General features: G+C 73.7%; 13 protein-coding genes. 2 read left to right on the top strand and 11 right to left on the bottom strand.

Annotated elements, in window-relative coordinates; genetic code table 11:
* Nucleotides 1-38: 38 nt before the first annotated feature.
* The gene (locus ACZ4M8_RS06120; protein WP_467603737.1) at nt 39-2450 is read right to left on the bottom strand and encodes a polysaccharide lyase 8 family protein; all 2412 of its coding nucleotides are present in this window, start codon (nt 2448-2450) and stop codon (nt 39-41) included.
* A 339-nt stretch (nt 2451-2789) separates the two neighbouring features.
* On the opposite strand from ACZ4M8_RS06120, the gene ACZ4M8_RS06125 reads away from it, so the two are divergent.
* Nucleotides 2790-3401, top strand: a complete 612-nt coding sequence (locus ACZ4M8_RS06125) for a YceI family protein (protein WP_467603739.1) — start codon at nt 2790-2792, stop codon at nt 3399-3401.
* Nucleotides 3402-3483: 82 nt separating this feature from the next.
* On the opposite strand, the gene cimA is transcribed toward ACZ4M8_RS06125, so the two are convergent.
* The 8 genes from cimA to ACZ4M8_RS06165 all read right to left on the bottom strand — a co-directional run bounded on the left by cimA (nt 3484) and on the right by ACZ4M8_RS06165 (nt 14058).
* Entirely contained in the window at nt 3484-5139 is a 1656-nt protein-coding gene (gene cimA / locus ACZ4M8_RS06130) for a citramalate synthase (protein WP_399085378.1), read from the bottom strand.
* 580 nt (nt 5140-5719) lie between these two features.
* Nucleotides 5720-7033 (bottom strand): MFS transporter, encoded by a 1314-nt coding sequence (locus ACZ4M8_RS06135; RefSeq protein WP_467603741.1) that lies wholly within the window; start codon nt 7031-7033, stop codon nt 5720-5722.
* A gap of 135 nt (nt 7034-7168) precedes the next feature.
* On the bottom strand, nt 7169-7777 hold the full coding sequence (locus tag ACZ4M8_RS06140; RefSeq protein ID WP_467603742.1) for a TetR/AcrR family transcriptional regulator: 609 nt from the start codon (nt 7775-7777) through the stop codon (nt 7169-7171).
* Nucleotides 7778-7852: 75 nt separating this feature from the next.
* Nucleotides 7853-8893: an agmatine deiminase family protein gene (locus ACZ4M8_RS06145; RefSeq protein WP_467603744.1), complete on the bottom strand. Its 1041-nt coding sequence runs from the start codon at nt 8891-8893 to the stop codon at nt 7853-7855.
* An 85-nt stretch (nt 8894-8978) separates the two neighbouring features.
* Entirely contained in the window at nt 8979-10670 is a 1692-nt protein-coding gene (locus ACZ4M8_RS06150; protein WP_467605264.1) for an urease subunit alpha, read from the bottom strand.
* Between the two features lie 5 nt (nt 10671-10675).
* Entirely contained in the window at nt 10676-11365 is a 690-nt protein-coding gene (ureA, locus tag ACZ4M8_RS06155) for an urease subunit gamma (RefSeq protein ID WP_467603746.1), read from the bottom strand.
* 217 nt (nt 11366-11582) lie between these two features.
* Nucleotides 11583-12668, bottom strand: coding sequence for a branched-chain amino acid aminotransferase (locus ACZ4M8_RS06160; protein ID WP_467603748.1), 1086 nt, complete (start codon nt 12666-12668; stop codon nt 11583-11585).
* Between the two features lie 349 nt (nt 12669-13017).
* Nucleotides 13018-14058, bottom strand: coding sequence for a 3-isopropylmalate dehydrogenase (locus ACZ4M8_RS06165; RefSeq protein WP_467603750.1), 1041 nt, complete (start codon nt 14056-14058; stop codon nt 13018-13020).
* Between the two features lie 129 nt (nt 14059-14187).
* Here ACZ4M8_RS06165 and ACZ4M8_RS06170 point away from each other — a divergent pair, with 129 nt between their 5' ends.
* Nucleotides 14188-15792, top strand: a complete 1605-nt coding sequence (locus tag ACZ4M8_RS06170) for a purple acid phosphatase family protein (protein ID WP_467603753.1) — start codon at nt 14188-14190, stop codon at nt 15790-15792.
* 7 nt (nt 15793-15799) lie between these two features.
* On the opposite strand, the gene ACZ4M8_RS06175 is transcribed toward ACZ4M8_RS06170, so the two are convergent.
* The gene (locus ACZ4M8_RS06175) at nt 15800-16840 is read right to left on the bottom strand and encodes an NAD(P)-dependent alcohol dehydrogenase (RefSeq protein WP_467603754.1); all 1041 of its coding nucleotides are present in this window, start codon (nt 16838-16840) and stop codon (nt 15800-15802) included.
* Nucleotides 16841-16912: 72 nt separating this feature from the next.
* Entirely contained in the window at nt 16913-17692 is a 780-nt protein-coding gene (locus tag ACZ4M8_RS06180; protein ID WP_467603756.1) for an SDR family NAD(P)-dependent oxidoreductase, read from the bottom strand.
* Nucleotides 17693-17711: the final 19 nt, after the last annotated feature.

A 17711-nucleotide genomic window follows, 5' to 3' on the forward strand; every position in this document is an offset into this window, starting at 1 on the left:
GCGGGTGCGGCAGGGCCGTCAGGCGGTGTCCGCGCCGGTCAGCGCAGTGTGACGGTGGCCGCGTGGGTGGCGCAGAGGGTGCCCGGGGTGAGCCGCAGGCGCAAGGCGCGGCCGGTGGCGAGCACCTCGAAGCCGGGGTCGTGGTACGGCACGGCGGCGGCCGGCCGGGCCCAGACGATCTCCACCGGGGCGCCCGTCCGTTCGGGCGCGGCGGCGTGCAGGGTGGCGGTGCGCGGCCCGGTGCGGCGGATCAGGAGGCTGACCGGGCCGTCGGCGGTGAGCGGTCCGGCGGTGCCGGGCGAGAAGAAGTTCGCGGCGGTCAGACCGAGGGAGGGGACGGTGACGGCCTGCCGGCCGGCGGTGTGGGCGAGGACGGTGAGCCACCGGGGGTCGGCGGCGCGGGCGGCGACGGCGCGGAGCGGGGCGCCGGGCATCAGCAGGTACAGGTAGCGGGCGCCGTCCGGGTCGGTGCCGTGGTCGTGCCAGAGGGTCAGGTAGGCGCGGGTGAGCGGGGCGGGGTCGGAGCCGGTGTTGATGTCGTGCCAGGAGCCGGTGCGGTCCTCGCGGAGGGTGTGCAGCGCGGCGCCGCCGGGGAAGACGTAGCCGCCGTGTCCGGCGAGGTGGGCCCAGCGGGCGGCGGGGAAGGCGCGGGCGGTGCCGGGTCCGGTGGGCTGCGGGCGGCCGTCGACGGTGAGCGGGGCGCGGGGTGCGGCGCCGAGGGCGCGGTTGTCGACGACCGTCTCGACGCGGGCGCCGTCGCGGGCGGTGATACCGGCGCCGAGGCAGACGACGGTGTCGTCGAGGAAGAACCACGACTTGCGGGCGGTGAGGGTTACGCCGAGGCCGCGCAGGTGCTGGCCGACGGCGGCGTAGGTGCCGTCGGTGGTGCCGCCGACCCAGCGGACGTCGGGGCGGGGCCTGCCGAAGGCGCCGCCCTCGTTGTCGGCGAGGCGCTTGGTGGAGACGGTGGTGCCGGGCAGCCGGTAGGGGTCGACGGTGGGCCAGTAGGCGTCGGTGTACTGCGCGCCGCCGCTCTCCCCGGCCCACCAGGAGAGCATCCCGGCGCCGGTGTGCCAGCCGTGCGGGTTCTCGCCGTTGCCGTTCTCGTAGTGGGCGATGCGGTCGGAGGCCATGGCGAGTCCGGCGGTCCAGCCGGGGCGGCGGTGGACGGCGCGGTCCATGGCGGGGAAGAGGCGGTGGCCGGACGGTTCGGGGGCGGGCGCGGCGGGTCCGTCGGCGACGGCGGCGAGGCGGGCGAGGTCGGCGACGGAGTACTGGCGGTCGGTGCGGACGGCCAGCACGCGGTCGCGGACGATGTGGCCCTTGACCAGGGCGTGCCAGCGGTCGCGGTCGGCCGGTGACGCGCTCTCGGCGAGGAGGGTGACGGCGGCGAGGAGGGCGTGCCCGTGGTAGTGGTCGCTGCGCGGGACGCGCCGGTCGTCGGTGAGCAGCGCGCCGCGGCTGACGGCCCGTCCGCTGACCATGTCCATCATCAGTCCGTCGTGGAGCAGCGGTGCGTAGGCGTGGGTGACGCTGGCCAGGACGGTGTGGCGGGCCGGGTCGGTGACCTCCCACGCGGTGCCGCCGAGCAGGGCGAAGAGCCGTCCGATGCCGTCGAGGAGGACGGAGCCGTAGGTGCCGGAGTAGGCGACGGCGGTGTGCTGGAGGAAGGAGCCGTCGGCGTGGAGCCCGTCGCCGTGGGTGACGTAGGGGAAGACCGGGGAGAGGGCGTCGCGGGCGAGGGCGATCTTGGCGGGGGCGCGGCCGAGGACGCCGCGGAGGGCGACGACGCGGCAGAGGTCGACGCGGTTGGCGCCGGTACTGGTGCCGGTGTACGGACCGAGCATCGCGTCCGGGACGAAGTGGTCGACGGCGGCGAGGTGGCGGGCACGCGCGCCGTCGGGGAGCGGGCCGCCGGGCAGGTGGGTGTCGAGGATCGCGAGGGTGTCGAGGAGGTGCTGGGGACTGCCGATCTGCCACTCCCACCAGTTGCCGTAGCGGTCGGCCCCGGCGTGGTAGACGGCGGCTTCGAGGTGGTCGAGGCCGGTCAGGACGGCGGCTGCGAGGGCGGCGTCCCCGGTGAGCCCGGTGGCGGGCTGGGCGTACGCCTCGGCCATGGTGTGCAGCCGGGTGTAGCTGCGGGTGATCCCGGCGGGCGGGTCGAAGGGCTGGTCGGGCCAGAGGGAGGTGGCGGCGGGCCGCATGGCGGCGGCGAACCGTCCGGCCAGCTCACCGGTCTCCCGCAGCGCGCGGGCGTACGGCTCGGCGGCCGGGTCGTAGCCGGTGCCGAGGATCAGCTCCGCCCAGCGGCGGGACAGGGCGGCGAAGACGTCGACGGGGCCGGCGGGTACCGGGGCCGGTGCGGCGGGGGTGGCGGCGCCGAGGGCGGCCGCTGAGGCGGCGGTGGCGGTGAGGAAGGCGCGGCGGGACCAGGCGGAGGGGTGCGGCACGGTCGTTCCTCTCGGTGGCGGGCGGCCGAAGGCAGCGCGGGGGCCCGAGTCCGTTCAACCGGCGTGCGGTGCGGTCCAGTTGACGGGTGGAGCGTCGGTCTAGCACGAGGCGAGGGAGACGACAAGAACACCACGGAACGGGAGGTAACGGGCGGGACGGGCGAGAAGGAAGAGGCGGGGCGGACCCCCGCACCCCGCCCCGAGCCCGCGCCCGCATCCGCGCCGCCGGACCCGCCCCGCCCCGCATCCGCACCCTCGGACCCAACATGTTGAATATTGAACAAGACCGGGCTACAGTCACTCTCGTTGAACGTTAAACAACTTCTTCGAGGAGGAGCCATGGCTCTGTTCACCCGCAAGCGCGCCGAAGCCCCCGCCGCCCCCGCCCTCGTCCCGGCGGACCCGGCCCTCGCCGCGCTGACCGGCGACTACACCATCGACCCGGCCCACAGCCGCATCGGTTTCGCGGTGCGCCACGCCATGGTCACCAACGTCCGCGGCGCGTTCGGCGCGTACGAGGGGCGGCTGCACCTCGACGGTTCCGAGCCGGGCCGCTCCACCGCGGCGCTGGACATCCGGACGGAGAGCGTCGACACCGGCATCGGCGACCGCGACGCCCACCTGCGCGGCGGGGACTTCTTCGACTCCGCGGCGTTCCCCCTGATGACCTTCCGCTCCACCGCCGTCGAGCAGAGTGCCGCCGACCGCTTCCGCGTCACCGGCGACCTGACGATCAAGGACGTCACCCGGTCGCTCAGCCTCGACCTGGAGTTCCAGGGCGCCGCCACCGACGTCTACGGCGCCGAGCGCGTCGGCTTCGAGGGCGCCACCGAGATCCTGCGCTCCGAGTGGGGCCTGACCTGGAACGCCGCGCTGGAGGCGGGTGGCGTGATGGTCAGCGACAAGGTCAAGCTCACCTTCGACATCTCCGCGGTCAAGAACGCCGCCTGAGCGCCGCTCCCCCGCACCCCACGGCCCCGCGCGCGGCCCCTTGCGAGGGCCGGACGCGGGGCCGCGGCGCGGGTGCGGCGGATTACTCCTGCGGCTCCACCCCGGCGCGCAGCAGCCCGTACGCGTAGGCGTCGTCGAGCGCCTGCCAGGAGGCGGCGATGACGTTCTCGGCGACGCCGACCGTGGACCACTCGCCGTTGCCGTCGGTGGAGGAGATCAGCACACGGGTGATGGAGCCGGTGCCCTGACGGCCCTCCAGGATGCGGACCTTGTAGTCGACCAGCTCGATCCGGGCGAGCTGCGGGTAGATCCGCTCCAGACCGACGCGGAGCGCCCGGTCCAGGGCGTTGACCGGGCCGTTGCCCTCGGCGGTGGCGACGATCCGCTCGCCCTTCGCCCACAGCTTCACCGTCGCCTCGTTGGCGTGCGAGCCGTCCGGGCGGTCCTCGACGATCGCCCGCCAGGACTCGGTACGGAAGAACCGCGCGGCCCTCCCCCGCGCCCCGCCGCGCGCCAGTTCGTCGCGGAGCAGCAGCTCGAAGGAGGCGTCGGCGGCTTCGTAGGTGTAGCCCGCCAGTTCGCGTTCCTTGACCCGCTCGACGACCCGGCCGACCAGCTCCCGGTCGCCGCCGAGGTCGATCCCCAGCTCCTTGCCCTTCAGCTCGATCGAGGCGCGGCCGGCCATGTCGGAGACGAGCATCCGCATGGTGTTGCCGACCAGCGCCGGGTCGATGTGCTGGTACAGGTCCGGATCGACCTTGATCGCGGAGGCGTGCAGCCCCGCCTTGTGCGCGAAGGCCGAGACACCGACGTACGGCTGGTGGGTGCCGGGCGTGAGGTTGACGACCTCGGCGACGGCGTGCGAGATCCGGGTGGTCTCGGCGAGCTTGCCGGGCGGCAGCACGGCGCGGCCGTACTTCAGCTCCAGCGCGGCGACGACGGGGAAGAGGTTGGAGTTGCCGACCCGCTCGCCGTAGCCGTTGGCGGTGCACTGGACGTGGGTGGCGCCGGCGTCCACCGCGGCGAGGGTGTTGGCGACGGCGCAGCCGGTGTCGTCCTGGGCGTGGATGCCCAGCCGCGCGCCGGTGTCGGCGAGGACGGTGCGGACGACGGCGGCGACCTGCGCGGGCAGCATCCCGCCGTTGGTGTCGCAGAGGACGACGACGTCCGCGCCCGCCTCGCTCGCGGTCTTGACGACCTGCTTGGCGTAGGCGGCGTCCAGGGCGTAGCCGTCGAAGAAGTGCTCGCAGTCGAGGAAGACCCGGCGGCCCTGCGCGCGCAGGTACCGGACGGTGTCCGCGACCATCGCGAGGTTCTCCTCGGGCGTGGTGCGCAGCGCCAGTTCGACATGGCCGAGGTGGGACTTGGCGACCAGCGTGACGACCGGGGCGCCGGACTCCAGGAGGGCGGCGACCTGCGGGTCGTCCTCGACGCGGACCCCGGCCTTACGGGTGGCGCCGAACGCGACGAGCTGGGCGTGGCGGAAGTCGATCTCGGCGCGGGCGCGCTGGAAGAACTCGGTGTCGCGGGGGTTGGCGCCGGGCCAGCCGCCCTCGATGAAGCCGACGCCGTAGTCGTCCAGGTGGCGGGCGAGGGTGAGCTTGTCGGCGACGGTGAGGTTGATGCCCTCGCGCTGGGCGCCGTCGCGCAGCGTGGTGTCGAAGACGTGGAAGTCGTCGGGGACCGCGCCCGCGGGGCGGGGTCCGGGTGACGCCGGGGCTGAGGGTGCGTCCGTCATGCTGGTCTGGCTCCTGTCGGGATCTCGGTCTACCGGAATGACCGGCTCCACCGCCCCTCCATGTTCCCTCGCGCTCCGCCTTCCGGGCCGGGTGGGGCCGGAAACGAAAAAACCCCTCGCGGGTGCGAGAGGTCTGCGCGCGGGTCTGGGACGACGAGGGCCGCGCCGTACACGGTAGGTACGGGGCGGTCACTGCGGACCGGCGCGCCTGCTGCCAATGCTGAGACATTCCGGGGAACGATCCCCGAGCCCCTGCTGGGTGGCGAACGAGAGCACGGGGGCAGTCTGGCACGAGGCGGGCGGCGCGGGGTAAGCGGTCTCACGATGCGGGCGCGGGGCGGGCCGCTCCGCGCGGGCCGGGCGCGGGTCCGGGCTCCGGAGCCGGCCGGCGCCGCCCCCGCGTACCGCGGTCCGGCGGCGGCCCGGGGAGGGGGCCGCCGCCGGCCGGCCGACGGCGTGGGGCCGGCTCGGGGGGACCGGCCCCGGGTGCGTCGGGGCAGGGCGTCCGCCGCTCAGGGGGTCGTACGGGCGCCGTGGTGCGGGGCGGGCCGGACGGCTGGGTCCGGCCCGGTGGGGCGGGTCAGGCGGGAGCGGTGGCCGGTTCGTCCGCCGCGTCGTCCTTGCCGACGCGGTGCAGGTCGATGGTGCGGGTCTCGCGCATCGTCAGGTAGACGACGAGGGAGACCGCGGCGCACCCGGCGACGTACCAGTAGAAGCCGGACTCCCGGCCGGCGTTCTTGAACCAGAGGGCGACGTACTCCGCGGTGCCGCCGAAGAGGGCGTTGGCGATGGCGTACGGCAGGGCGACGCCGAGGGCGCGGATGCCGGTGGGGAACAGCTCGGCCTTCACACAGGCGTTGATGGAGGTGTAGCCGGTGACGATGACCAGTGCCAGCAGCGACAGGCCGAGCGCGGGCCAGAAGGAACCGGCGTGCCGCAGCAGCGTCATGATCGGCACGGTCAGGAACGTCGAACCGACCGCGAAGGTGATCAGCAGCGGGCGGCGGCCGATCCGGTCGGAGAGCCACCCGGCGAACGGCTGCAGACACATGAAGAGGAAGAGCGCGCAGAAACTCACCAGCGACGCCGTGGACTTCTCCATCCCGGCGCTGCCCGAGAGGTACTTGGTGAGGTACGTCGTGTACGTGTAGTACGCCACGGTACCGCCCATGGTCAGCGCGATGACGAGGAACGCCTCGCGCTTGTGGGCCAGCAGCGCCTTGAGGGTGCCGCGGTCGGGGTCGGCGGCGGCGTCCTCGTCGGCGGCGTAGACCTCGGTCTCCAGCATGTTGCGGCGCAGGTAGAAGACGATGCCGGCGCCGAGCGCACCGATGATGAACGGGATCCGCCAGGCCCAGCTGTGCAGCGCCGCGTCGGACATGGTGCGCTGGAGGACGATCTGGAGGCCGAGGCCGAGGAGCTGGCCGGCGGTCATCGACACGTACTGGAAGCTGGAGGCGAAGCCGCGGCGGCCGGGGGCGGACGCCTCGGTGAGGTAGGTGGCGCTGGCCGCGTACTCGCCGCCGACGGAGAGGCCCTGGAGCATCCGGGCGAGCAGCAGGACGGCGACGCCGCCGTAGCCGGCGGTGGCGTAGGTGGGGGCCACCGCGATGAGGACGGCGGAGGCGGACATCAGGGTGACGGTCAGGGTGAGCGCCGCCTTGCGGCCCTTGCGGTCACCGACCCGGCCGAGCAGCCAGCCGCCGACGGGGCGCAGGAAGAAGCCGACCGCGAAGATCCCCATGGTGTTCATGAGGTTGGCGGTGTCGTTCCCCTTGGGGAAGAACGCGTCCGCGAAGTACACCGCGAAGCTGGCGTACACGAACCAGTCGAACCACTCGACCATGTTCCCGGCCGAGCCGACCCAGATCTTCTTCCACTGTGCTGACCCCATAGCCGATCACGGTCGCCGACCGGCGGCCGCTCGGCAAGAGCGGCGGCCGCAACGATCCCGCGTACTTGAGTACGTTGTGGTCACAGGCGCCGGGCGGCCGGGCGCACCCGGCGGGGGTGGAGCCGGGGCCGTCGGCTACGGGGTGAGCGCCTCGTCGAGGAATTCCGCCACGTGCGCGCGGACGGCGGCGAGGCCGGTGCCCGGCAGGCCGACGACGAGGTGGGTGGCGAAGCCGTCGAGGAGGGCGCGGATCCGGGTGGCGAGGCGTTCGGCGTCGACGGGGCGGAAGGTGCCGTCACAGACGCCTTCGACGAGGAGGGCGACGAGGTCGCGGTGCCAGGCCAGTTCGAGGTCGAGCTGGCGCTCGCGGGCCGCGTCGTCGGCGGTACGGGTGCGGTTCCAGACCTCCAGCCAGAGCGTCCAGCGCGGATCGCCGGGGCCGTCGGGGAGGTAGAGGTCCACGAGCGCGTCGAGGCGTTCGCGGACCGGGACGCGGCGGGCGAGGGCGGCGCGGCGCTCGGCGCCGAGCTGCTCCTCGCTCCAGCTCAGGGTCTGGAGCAGCAGCTCGTCCTTGGTGCCGAAGTAGTACAGGATGTGGCCGCTGCTCATGCCGACCTCGCGGCCCAGCCCCGCCATCGTCAGGCCCGCGAGGCCCCGGGCGGCGATGGTGGCCATCGCGGCGGCGAGGACCTGTTCGCGGGGTCGGCTGAGCCGGCGCCGGGGGCGGCGGGCGGCGTCGGACACGGGGGCCTCCGGGGTCGGCGGGGTGACGGAAGGACCCTAAGGGACGGCGGCGGTCCGCCGTCCCCGCGGCGTCGGTCAGGGGCGCGGCTGCTGCTGGGTGATGCAGTGGATGCCGCCCCCCGCCGCGAAGATGGTGCGGGCGTCGACGAGGGTGACGGTGCGGTCGGGGAAGAGGCGCCGGAAGAGGGCGGCGGCCTCCTCGTCGCGCGGGTCGTCGAAGGCACAGAGGACGACGCCGTCGTTGCAGAGGTAGTGGTTGAGGTAGGAGTGATCGACGAGTGCGCCGTCCTCCTCGATGACGGTCGGCGCGTCGACCTCGATGACCTCCAGGCGGCGCCCGCGGGCGTCGGTGGCCGCGCGCAGCAGTTCGGCGATCTCCTTGCCGACGGTGTGGTCGGGGTGGGCCGGGTCGGGCTGGCTGTGGACGAGGACGGTGCCGGGGCGGGCGAACGCGGCGACGATGTCGACATGGCCGCGGGTGCCGAACCGGCCGTAGTCGGCGGTCAGTCCGCGCGGCAGCCAGATCGCCTTCGTGGTGCCGAGATGGGCGTGGATCTCCGCCTCCACGTCCTCCTTCGTGCGGCCGGGGTTGCGGTCCGGGTCGAGCTGCACGGTCTCGGTGAGCAGGACGGTGCCCGCACCGTCGACGTGCAGCCCACCGCCCTCGTTGACCAGCGACGACGGGTATGTACGCGCGCCGGCCAGGTCCGCGACGCGGGCGCCGATCCGCGCGTCGCGCTCCCAGCGGGCCCAGTCCTGGGCGCCCCAGCCGTTGAAGGTCCAGTCGGTGGCGCCGAGGCGGCCCGCGCCGTCGGTGAGGAAGGTGGGGCCGATGTCGCGCATCCAGGCGTCGTCCAGCTCCGCCTCGGTGACGTCGATGTCCGGGCCGAGCAGGGCGCGGGCGCCGGGGGCGGCGGCGGGCGCGGCGACGACGGTGACCGGCTCGAAGCGGCGTACGGCGCGGGCGACCTCGGCCCAGGCGTGGCGCGCGGCGCGGAGCGTGTCGCCGCCCTCCTCGCCGAAGGTGGCGTTGGCGCCGGGCCAGGCCATCCAGGTGCGCGCGTGCGGCGCCCACTCGGGAGGCATACGGAAGCCGTCGGCGGCGGGGGTGTTCATACGGGGTCCTCGGTGTTCGGGGGCGGGCGGTGCCTCGCGGACGTCCCCGGGGCGGGCGCCGGGGCGCGGCGTCCGCCCCGGCGGCTCACAGGAAGTACAGGCGGGAGAGGGAGACGGAGTCGGCCGGATCGGAGCGCATCGTCTCGCCGTCGAGGGTGACCAGACCGGAGCCGGCGTCGACCTGCACCTGACCGATCCGGGAGTTGTGGACGAGGTCGGCGGGGCCGATGCCGCGGGTGCCGCGGACGGCGACCCGGCGGCGGCGGGTGGGCAGATGGTCGCCGCCCGCCTCGGCCGCGGCGGCGGAGACGAAGGCGACGGACAGCTCCGCGGGTGCGGCGCCGTGCGCGCCGAACTGCGGGCCCAGCACGAGCGGTTCGCAGGTGTCGGTGGCGGCGTTCGGATCGCCGGTGACGCCGTACGCGGGGAAGCCGGACTTCAGGACGAGCTGCGGTTTGGCGCCGAAGAACCGCGGCTGCCAGAGCACGATGTCCGCCATCTTGCCGGTCTCGATCGACCCGATCTCGTGTGCCAGACCGTGGGCGATGGCGGGGTTGAGGGTCAGTTTGGCGATGTAGCGCAGGACGCGGGCGTTGTCGTCGTGCGGTCCGTCGCCGTCGAGGGGGCCCAGCTCCGCCTTCATCTTCCCGGCCATCGCGAAGGTGCGGCGGACGGTCTCCCCGGCGCGCCCCATGCCCTGCGCGTCGGAGGAGGTGATGCCGATCGCGCCGAGGTCGTGGAGGACGTCCTCGGCGCCCATCGTCCCGGCGCGGATGCGGTCGCGGGCCATGGCGGCGTCGCCGGGCAGGTCGGTCTTGAGGTCATGGACGGAGACGATCATGCCGTAGTGCTCGGCGACGGCGTCCCGTCCGAAGGGCAGCGTGGGGTTGGTGGAGGAGCCGATGACGTTCGGTACGCCCGCCATCTTCAGGACGTTGGGGACGTGTCCGCCGCCGCAGCCCTCGATGTGGAAGGCGTGGATGGTGCGGCCCTCCAGGACGGCGAGGGTGTCCTCGACGGAGAGACATTCGTTCAGCCCGTCGCTGTGCAGCGCGACCTGCACGTCGTGTTCCTCGGCGACGCGCAGCGCGGTGTCCAGGGCGCGGGTGTGGGCGCCCATGTCCTCGTGGACCTTGAAGCCGCAGGCGCCGCCCTCGGCCAGCGCCTCGACCAGCGGCGCCGCGCCGGAGGACGAACCGCGGCCCAGGAAGCCGATGTTGACCGGCCAGGCGTCGAACGCGCCGAACGCCCGGCCCAGCGCCCACGGTGAGTTGACGCCGACGCCCCAGACCGGCCCGAACTCCTGGCCGATGATGGTGGTGACGCCGGAGGCGAGGGAGGCTTCCATCACCCGCGGCGAGAGCAGGTGGACGTGGGTGTCGACGGCGCCGGCGGTGGCGATCAGCCCCTCGCCGGAGACGATGGTGGTGCCGGTGCCGACGACGACGTCCACCCCGTCGAGGGTGTCCGGGTTCCCGGCCCGTCCGATGGCGGCGATCCGTCCCTCGCGGATGCCGATGGACACCTTGCGGATGCCCTGGACGGCGTCGATGACCAGGACGTTGCTGATCACGATGTCGCAGGTGTCGCGGACGGCCGCGGCCTTGAGGTGGAGTCCGTCGCGGGCGGTCTTGCCGAAGCCGGCGAGGAATTCGTCGCCGGGCTTCTGGGCGTCGGAGGTGACCCGGACGACGAGCCCGGTGTCGCCGAGAACGACGCGGTCGCCGGCGCGCGGGCCGTGCACCGACGCGTACTCGTGGGGGTCCATACCGGTCATGGCGGTCATCGCCGTCCTTCCGCTCCCAGGTAGCCGCAGGCCCGCGCCCGCCGCAGCGCTTCGCCCTTCGCCCCCGGCGCGTCCAGCGGCCCGTCGACGAGTCCGGCGAAGCCGATCGCGACGCGGTCGCCGCCGATCGGCACCAGCGCGACCTCGGCGGCGGCGCCGGGGTCGAACCGCACCGACGATCCGGCGGGGACGCAGAGCCGCATGCCGTAGGCGGCGGCGCGGTCGAAGTCGAGCCGGGGGTTGGCCTCGAAGAAGTGGAAGTGCGAGGTGACGCTGACCGGCACCGCCGCGGTGTTGCGGACGGTGAGCCGCAGCGCCGGTTCCGGCTCCGGGTCCGCCGGACCGGGCAGGACGGCGCCGGGGCCGTGCGGGTCGGGCACCGCGCCGCGGATCGGGTCGCTGACCACCGCGAGCCGGGACCCGTCGTCGAAGACCGCTTCGACGTGCACCTCGGTGACGACGTCGGCGACACCGGGCAGCACGTCGTCCGGCCCGAGGACGGAGCGCCCCGCCTCGACGGCCTCGGCGAGGCGGCGGCCGTCGCGGGCCGCCTCGCAGACCGCGTCCGCGATCAGCGCGGTCGCCTCGGGGACGTTCAGCCGCACCCCGCGGGCCCGGCGCGCCCGCGCCAGTTCGGCGGCGCCGAACAGCAGCAGCCGGTCGCGTTCCGTCGGGGTCAGCCGCATCCTCACACCTCCAGCTCGATTTGAGCAGCACTCTAACTCTGGGACGCGCGATACGGAAGAGCCCGCGTGCACGAGGCGGCGGGGGCCAGCAACAACGGCGGTCCGCATCATTGATCAGCGCTCTAAAAAAATCTCGCGTCGGGCGGGGCCGGAAACGCGGAACGGGCCGCCACCCGTGCGGGGTGGCGGCCCGTTCGCGGACGCGGGCGGCGGCGGATCAGCCGAGGGGGTGCATCCAGCCGTGCGGGTCGGGGGCGGCACCGGTCTGGATGTCCAGCAGCGCCTTGCGGAGCTTCATGGTGACCTCACCGGGCTGCCCGTCGGCCACGTCCCAGGCGCCGTCGGCGGACTTCACCGAGCCGACCGGGGTGATCACGGCGGCGGTGCCGCAGGCGAAGACCTCGGTGAGCGAACCGTCGGCGGCGCCCGCCTTCCAGTCCTCCACGCTGATCCGGCCCTCGGCGACCTCGTACCCCAGATCGGCGGCGATGGTCAGCAGCGAGGCGCGGGTGATGCCGGGCAGCAGCGAACCGGTCAGCTCCGGGGTGACGATGCGGTTGCCGAAGACGAAGTAGAGGTTCATGCCCCCCATCTCCTCGATCCAGCGGCGCTCGATCGCGTCCAGCCAGACGACCTGGTCACAGCCCTGCTCGGCGGCCTGGGCCTGGGCGACCAGCGAGGCGGCGTAGTTGCCGCCGGTCTTGGCGGCGCCGGTGCCGCCGGGCACCGCGCGGACGTACTCCTTCGACAGCCACACCGACACCGGCTTCACGCCACCGGGGAAGTAGGCGCCCGCAGGCGAGGCGATGATGATGAAGAGGTACTCGTTGGCGGGCCGGACCCCCAGCCCCACCTCGCTGGCGATCATGAAGGGCCGCAGGTAGAGCGAGGCCTCACCGGAGGCGGGCACCCACGCCTTGTCCTGGGCGACCAGCGCGTCACAGGCGGCGATGAACGTCTCGACCGGCAGCTCGGGCATACCCAGCCGGCGCGCGGAGTCCTGGAAACGGCGGGCGTTGGCGTCCGGCCGGAACGTGGCCACGCTGCCGTCGGGACGGCGGTACGCCTTCAGCCCCTCGAAGATCGTCTGCGCGTAGTGCAGGGTCATGTTCGCCGGGTCCACGGAGAGCGGCGCGTACGGCACGAGCTGCGCGTCGTGCCAGCCGCGGCCCTCCGTCCACCGGATCGTCACCATGTGATCGGTGAAGTGCCGGCCGAAGCCGGGGGCCGAAAGGATCTGCTCCCGCTCGGCGTCGGACAGCGGGTTGGCAGAGGGCTTGAGTTCGATCGTGGGCGTCGTCATGAAGGTGTCCTTCGCTGCGTTTTCCGGAGCCGGGCGGCCCGGCGGGCGGGGCCGGGGGTGCTCGGGGTGCGGCACCGGTGCGGTTGGTACGGCCGCGCGACCCGGGCGGGGGGTGGTCCCTGTCGCCAGGGGCGCCTCGTCGTCGCGGCCGGCGGTCCATGTCCGATTATCGCTCGTGGGTGTCCGAGCGCGGAACGGGCGTGCGCGGGTCCGGTGGGCCGGCACGCGCCGGTGCGGACCGGCCACCGGCCTGGAGGCCGGCGAACCGGTGGTACGTACACGGGAAATCAGAGACGAAAGCGCCGGGCCTTCCCGGCCCGGCGCTCCGTGGTGCGGTACGGCGCGGGCGTCAGCCCGCTACTCGCGCGGCGAGCGCGTCACCGATCTCGTCGGTGGTGCGGGCCGTGCCGTCGCGGGACTCCAGGTCGGCGGCGACCGCCTCCTCGATCCGGACGGCCTCGGCGTCGTGGCCGAGGTGGCGCAGGAGCAGGGCGACCGAGAGGATCGTGGCGGTCGGGTCGGCCTTGCCGGTGCCGGCGATGTCCGGCGCGGAGCCGTGGACCGGCTCGAACATCGAGGGGAACTCACCGGTCGGGTTGATGTTCCCGGAGGCGGCGAGGCCGATGCCGCCGGTGACGGCCGCGGCGAGGTCGGTGAGGATGTCGCCGAAGAGGTTGTCGGTGACGATGACGTCGAACCGCTCGGGCTGCGTGACGAAGAAGATCGTCGCGGCGTCGACGTGCAGATAGTCGGTGGTGACCTCGGGGTACTCCGCGGCGACCCTGTCGAAGATCTTCTTCCACATGTGGCCGGCGTGGACCAGGACGTTGTTCTTGTGGACCAGCGTCAGCTTCTTGCGCGGCCGGGCGTTCGCCCGCTCGAACGCGTCCCGGACGACCCGCTCCACGCCGTACGCGGTGTTGACACTGACCTCGGTGGCGACCTCGGCCGGGGTGCCGGTGCGCAGGCTGCCGCCGTTGCCGGTGTAGGGGCCCTCGGTGCCCTCGCGGACCACGACGAAGTCGATCTCGGGGCGTCCGGCCAGCGGCGACGCGGTGTTGGGGAAGAGCTTCGACGGCCGCAGGTTCACGAAGTGGTCGAAGGCGAAGCGGAGCTTGAGCAGCAGTCCGCGCTCCAGCACCCCGGAGGGGACGGACGGGTCGCCGATCGCGCCCAGGAGGATCGCGTCGTGCTCCTTGAGCGCCGCCAGCTCCTCGTCGGGGAGGGTGTCACCGGTCGCGTGCCAGCGCTTGGCACCAAGGTCGTACTCCTTGGTTTCCAGCTTGACGTCCTGCGGGAGGACGGCGGTCAGGACCTTGAGGCCCTGGGCCACGACCTCCTGGCCGATACCGTCACCGGGGATCACTGCGAGGCGAATGCTGCGAGACATGCCTGGACCCTACTCTTCGTCCCATCCGTTGACACGCACCGTCCGCCATACGGACAGATGGGGAGCCGGTCAGCCGCCGTTCACCTCCGCGACCCGCCGCGGACGGGTCGCGCTGGGACATTCGGCCCCATGACTGGAGACTCCCGGGGGAGCGCCCCCCAGCCCTCGCACCTGCCGCGCGTGGGGATCCCGGAACGGCTCGCGGCCCGGATGAGCATGCCCGAGCAGCACGCGTACCTGCGGTCGAAGCTGACCCGCCGCGGTCTGCTGCGCTCCTCCGCGGTGACCGCCGGAGCCGTCGCCGGCGGCGGACTGCTCACCGGCTCGGCACACGCCGCGCCCGCCGCCACCCCGACGCTGCTCACCTCGCACGCCACCTCGCCGGTGGACGGTGCGCTGGTCGCCCCGTTCGCCCGCCACCTGGCGTTCAGCGCCGATCCCACGACGCAGATGCGGGTCTCCTGGCAGGTGCCGTTCGCGGTGCGGCGGCCGTACCTGCGCGTCGGGCTCAAGCCCTGGGACCTGGGCCGCAAGATCCGGGCGGAGGTCCGCGACCTGCACACCCCGTCGCTGTCGGCGAAGCTGCCCGCCGTCGACCAGTTCTACCTCCACGCGGCGCTGGACGGGCTGCGCCCGGGGACCACGTACTACTACGGCGTCGGCCACAACGGCTTCGACCCGGCCGACGCGCGCCACTTCTCGACCGTCGGCACCTTCCGCACCGCCCCGGCGCGCGCCGAGCGGTTCGTCTTCACCGCCTTCGGCGACCAGGGCGTCAGCTACCACGCGCTCGCCAACGACCAGCTCATCCTGGGCCAGAACCCCGCCTTCCACCTGCACGCCGGCGACATCTGCTACGCCGACCCGGACGGCCAGGGCTCCGAGCACGACACCTACGACGCGCGGGTGTGGTATCAGTTCCTCGCCCAGACCGAGTCGGTGGCGAAGTCCGTGCCGTGGATGGTGACGACCGGCAACCACGACATGGAGGCGTGGTACTCCCCGCACGGCTACGGCGGCCAGAGCGCCCGCTGGACCCTGCCGGACAACGGCCCCGACCCCGAGCAGGCACCCGGCGTCTACTCCTTCGTCTACGGCAACACCGCCGTCGTCGCCCTCGACGCCAACGACGTCTCGTACGAGATCCCCGCCAACCAGGGCTACACCGGTGGCCGCCAGACCCGCTGGCTCGACCGGCGCCTCGGCGAGCTGCGCGCTGCCCCCGGCATCGACTTCGTCGTGGTCTTCTTCCACCACTGCGCGTACTCCACCACCAACGCGCACGCCTCCGACGGCGGGGTCCGCGACGCCTGGCTGCCGCTCTTCGACAAACACCGCGTCGACCTCGTCGTCAACGGCCACAACCACGTCTACGAGCGCACCGACGCCCTCAAGGGCGGCCGGGTGACGAAGAAGATGCCCCCGGGCGAGCGGGTGGACCCGCGCCGCGAGGGCATCGTCTACGTCACCGCCGGCGGCGCGGGCCGGGCGCTCTACGACTTCCCCGTCCCGGACAGCTACGAGGGCCACACCGAGGACCTCGACCACGTGGACACCTACCACTGGACGAAGGACCGCACGAAGGCGAAGGAGACCGCCGAGTGGTCGCGGGTGCGCTACACCGGCTTCTCCTTCCTCGCCGTCGAGGTCGTCCCCGGCCACCGGCCCACGATGAAGGTCACCGCACTCGCCGAATCCGGTGAGCGCATCGACCACTTCGAGGTGGTGCGGTAGCCCCGGCTCAGCCCCGGGGGAGGATCACCGCCCGGCCGTTGATCGTCCCCCGGTGCAGCCGCTCGTAGGCGAGCGGCGCCTCGTCGATACCGAACGTCTCGGTGTGGACCGTGACCGCACCGGCGCGGGCCAGCGCCAGCACCTCCGCCAGCTCCGCCCGGCTGCCCCAGTACGGCGCGCAGACCGACACCTCGTACGCGGTGGTGCCGAAGCCGACCGGCAGCGCGCCACCGCCCAGCCCGACGATCGTGACGTCCGCCTCCGGCGCGGCCATCGCCCCGGCAGCGGCGGCGGTCGGCGGCGCCCCCACGAAGTCCAGCACCACCTGGGCGCCGAGCCCGCCGGTCCGCTCGCGGACCGCGGCGGCGGCACGGTCGTCGGAGCGCAGCGTCTCGTGCGCCCCGACCTCGCGGGCCAGCGCCAGCTTCTCCTCGGTGACGTCCAGCGCGATGACGTGCGCGGCGGTCATCGCCCGCAGCAGCTGGATCGCGACGTGCCCCAGCCCCCCGGCGCCGATGACCACCGCGGTCGAGCCCGGCACCAGCTTCGGCAGCGACCGCTTGACGGCGTGGTACGGCGTCAGCCCGGCGTCGGTCAGCGGCACCGCCGCGACCGGGTCGAGCCCGCCGAGCGGCACCAGATGGCGCGGGTCGTCGACCACCATGTACTCCGCCATGGCGCCGGGCGCGCCCAGTCCGGGCGGGAAAATGCCCAGCCCGGCGGCGCGGTGGCAGTAGTTCTCCCGGCCCTCGGCGCACGCCGCGCAGGTGCCGCAGCCCCACGGTCCGTAGACCGCGACCGGCTCGCCGACGGTGAGTCCGGCGACGCCCGCGCCCAGCGCGGCGACGGTGCCGACGCCCTCGTGCCCGAGGGTGAGCGGCAGCGGGAAGCGCAGCGCCTCGGCGGGCATCCCCATCACGGCGATGTCGGAGTGGCACACCCCGGCGGCGGTCATCTCCAGCAGCACCTGTCCCGGTCCCGGCTCGGGATCGGGAACGGTGACGACCTGCGGCGCTCCGCCGACTTCACGGTATTGAACGGCCTTCATCCCACGCTCTTCTCTCGCTGTGTCCCGAAAGGTCCCCCGAGGTCCCCCGACTCCCCCGAGCCGGCGCCGCGGTCAGCGCGCGGAGTACCCACCGTCCACGAGGTGGTAGCTGCCGTTGATGAACGACGCGCGGTCGGACAGCAGGAAGGCGGTCAGCTCGGCGACCTCCTCGGCGGTGCCCAGCCGCCCCGCGGGGTGCAGCGAGACCAGGTGCGCGCGGCCCTCGGGGTCGGTGTGGGCCAGCAGCGGGGTGTCGATGAAGCCGGGTCCCGCGGCGTTGATCCGGATGCCGCGGTCGGCGTATTCGAGGGCGGCGGTCTTGGTGAGACCGACGACACCGTGCTTGGCGGCGACGTACGCGGGCGATCCGGCGAAGCCGTTGGTCCCCAGGATCGAGGCCATGTTGACGATCGCCCCGCGCCCCGCGGCCGCCATCACCGGCAGCTCGTGCCGGAGCGAGTGGAAGACGCCGTTGAGGTTGGTGTCGATGACCTTGTGGTACGCGTCGACGTCGTACGCCCCGGTGGGCGCCGACGGCCCGCTGATCCCGGCGTTGTTGACCGCCAGATCGAGGCTGCCGTACGTCTCGACGGTGAAGCCGACGGCCGCGGCGACGGAGTCCGCGTCGGTGACGTCGACGGCGACGGCCGCGGCGCGGGCGCCGTCCGCGGTCAGCTCCGCGGCGGCGGCGCGGGCCTTCGCCACGTCGAAGTCGGCGAGGACGACGGCGGCGCCGCCGCGGACCAGACGGCGGGCGACGGCCAGGCCGATACCGGAGGCGCCGCCGGTGATCAGCGCCGCCTTCCCGGCGAACTCGTCGGCGACGACGGCGGGGGCGCTGTGCTGCTGCATGTGCTCAGATCCTTGGTGG

The organism is Streptomyces sp. NPDC027185 (genome assembly GCF_055567035.1).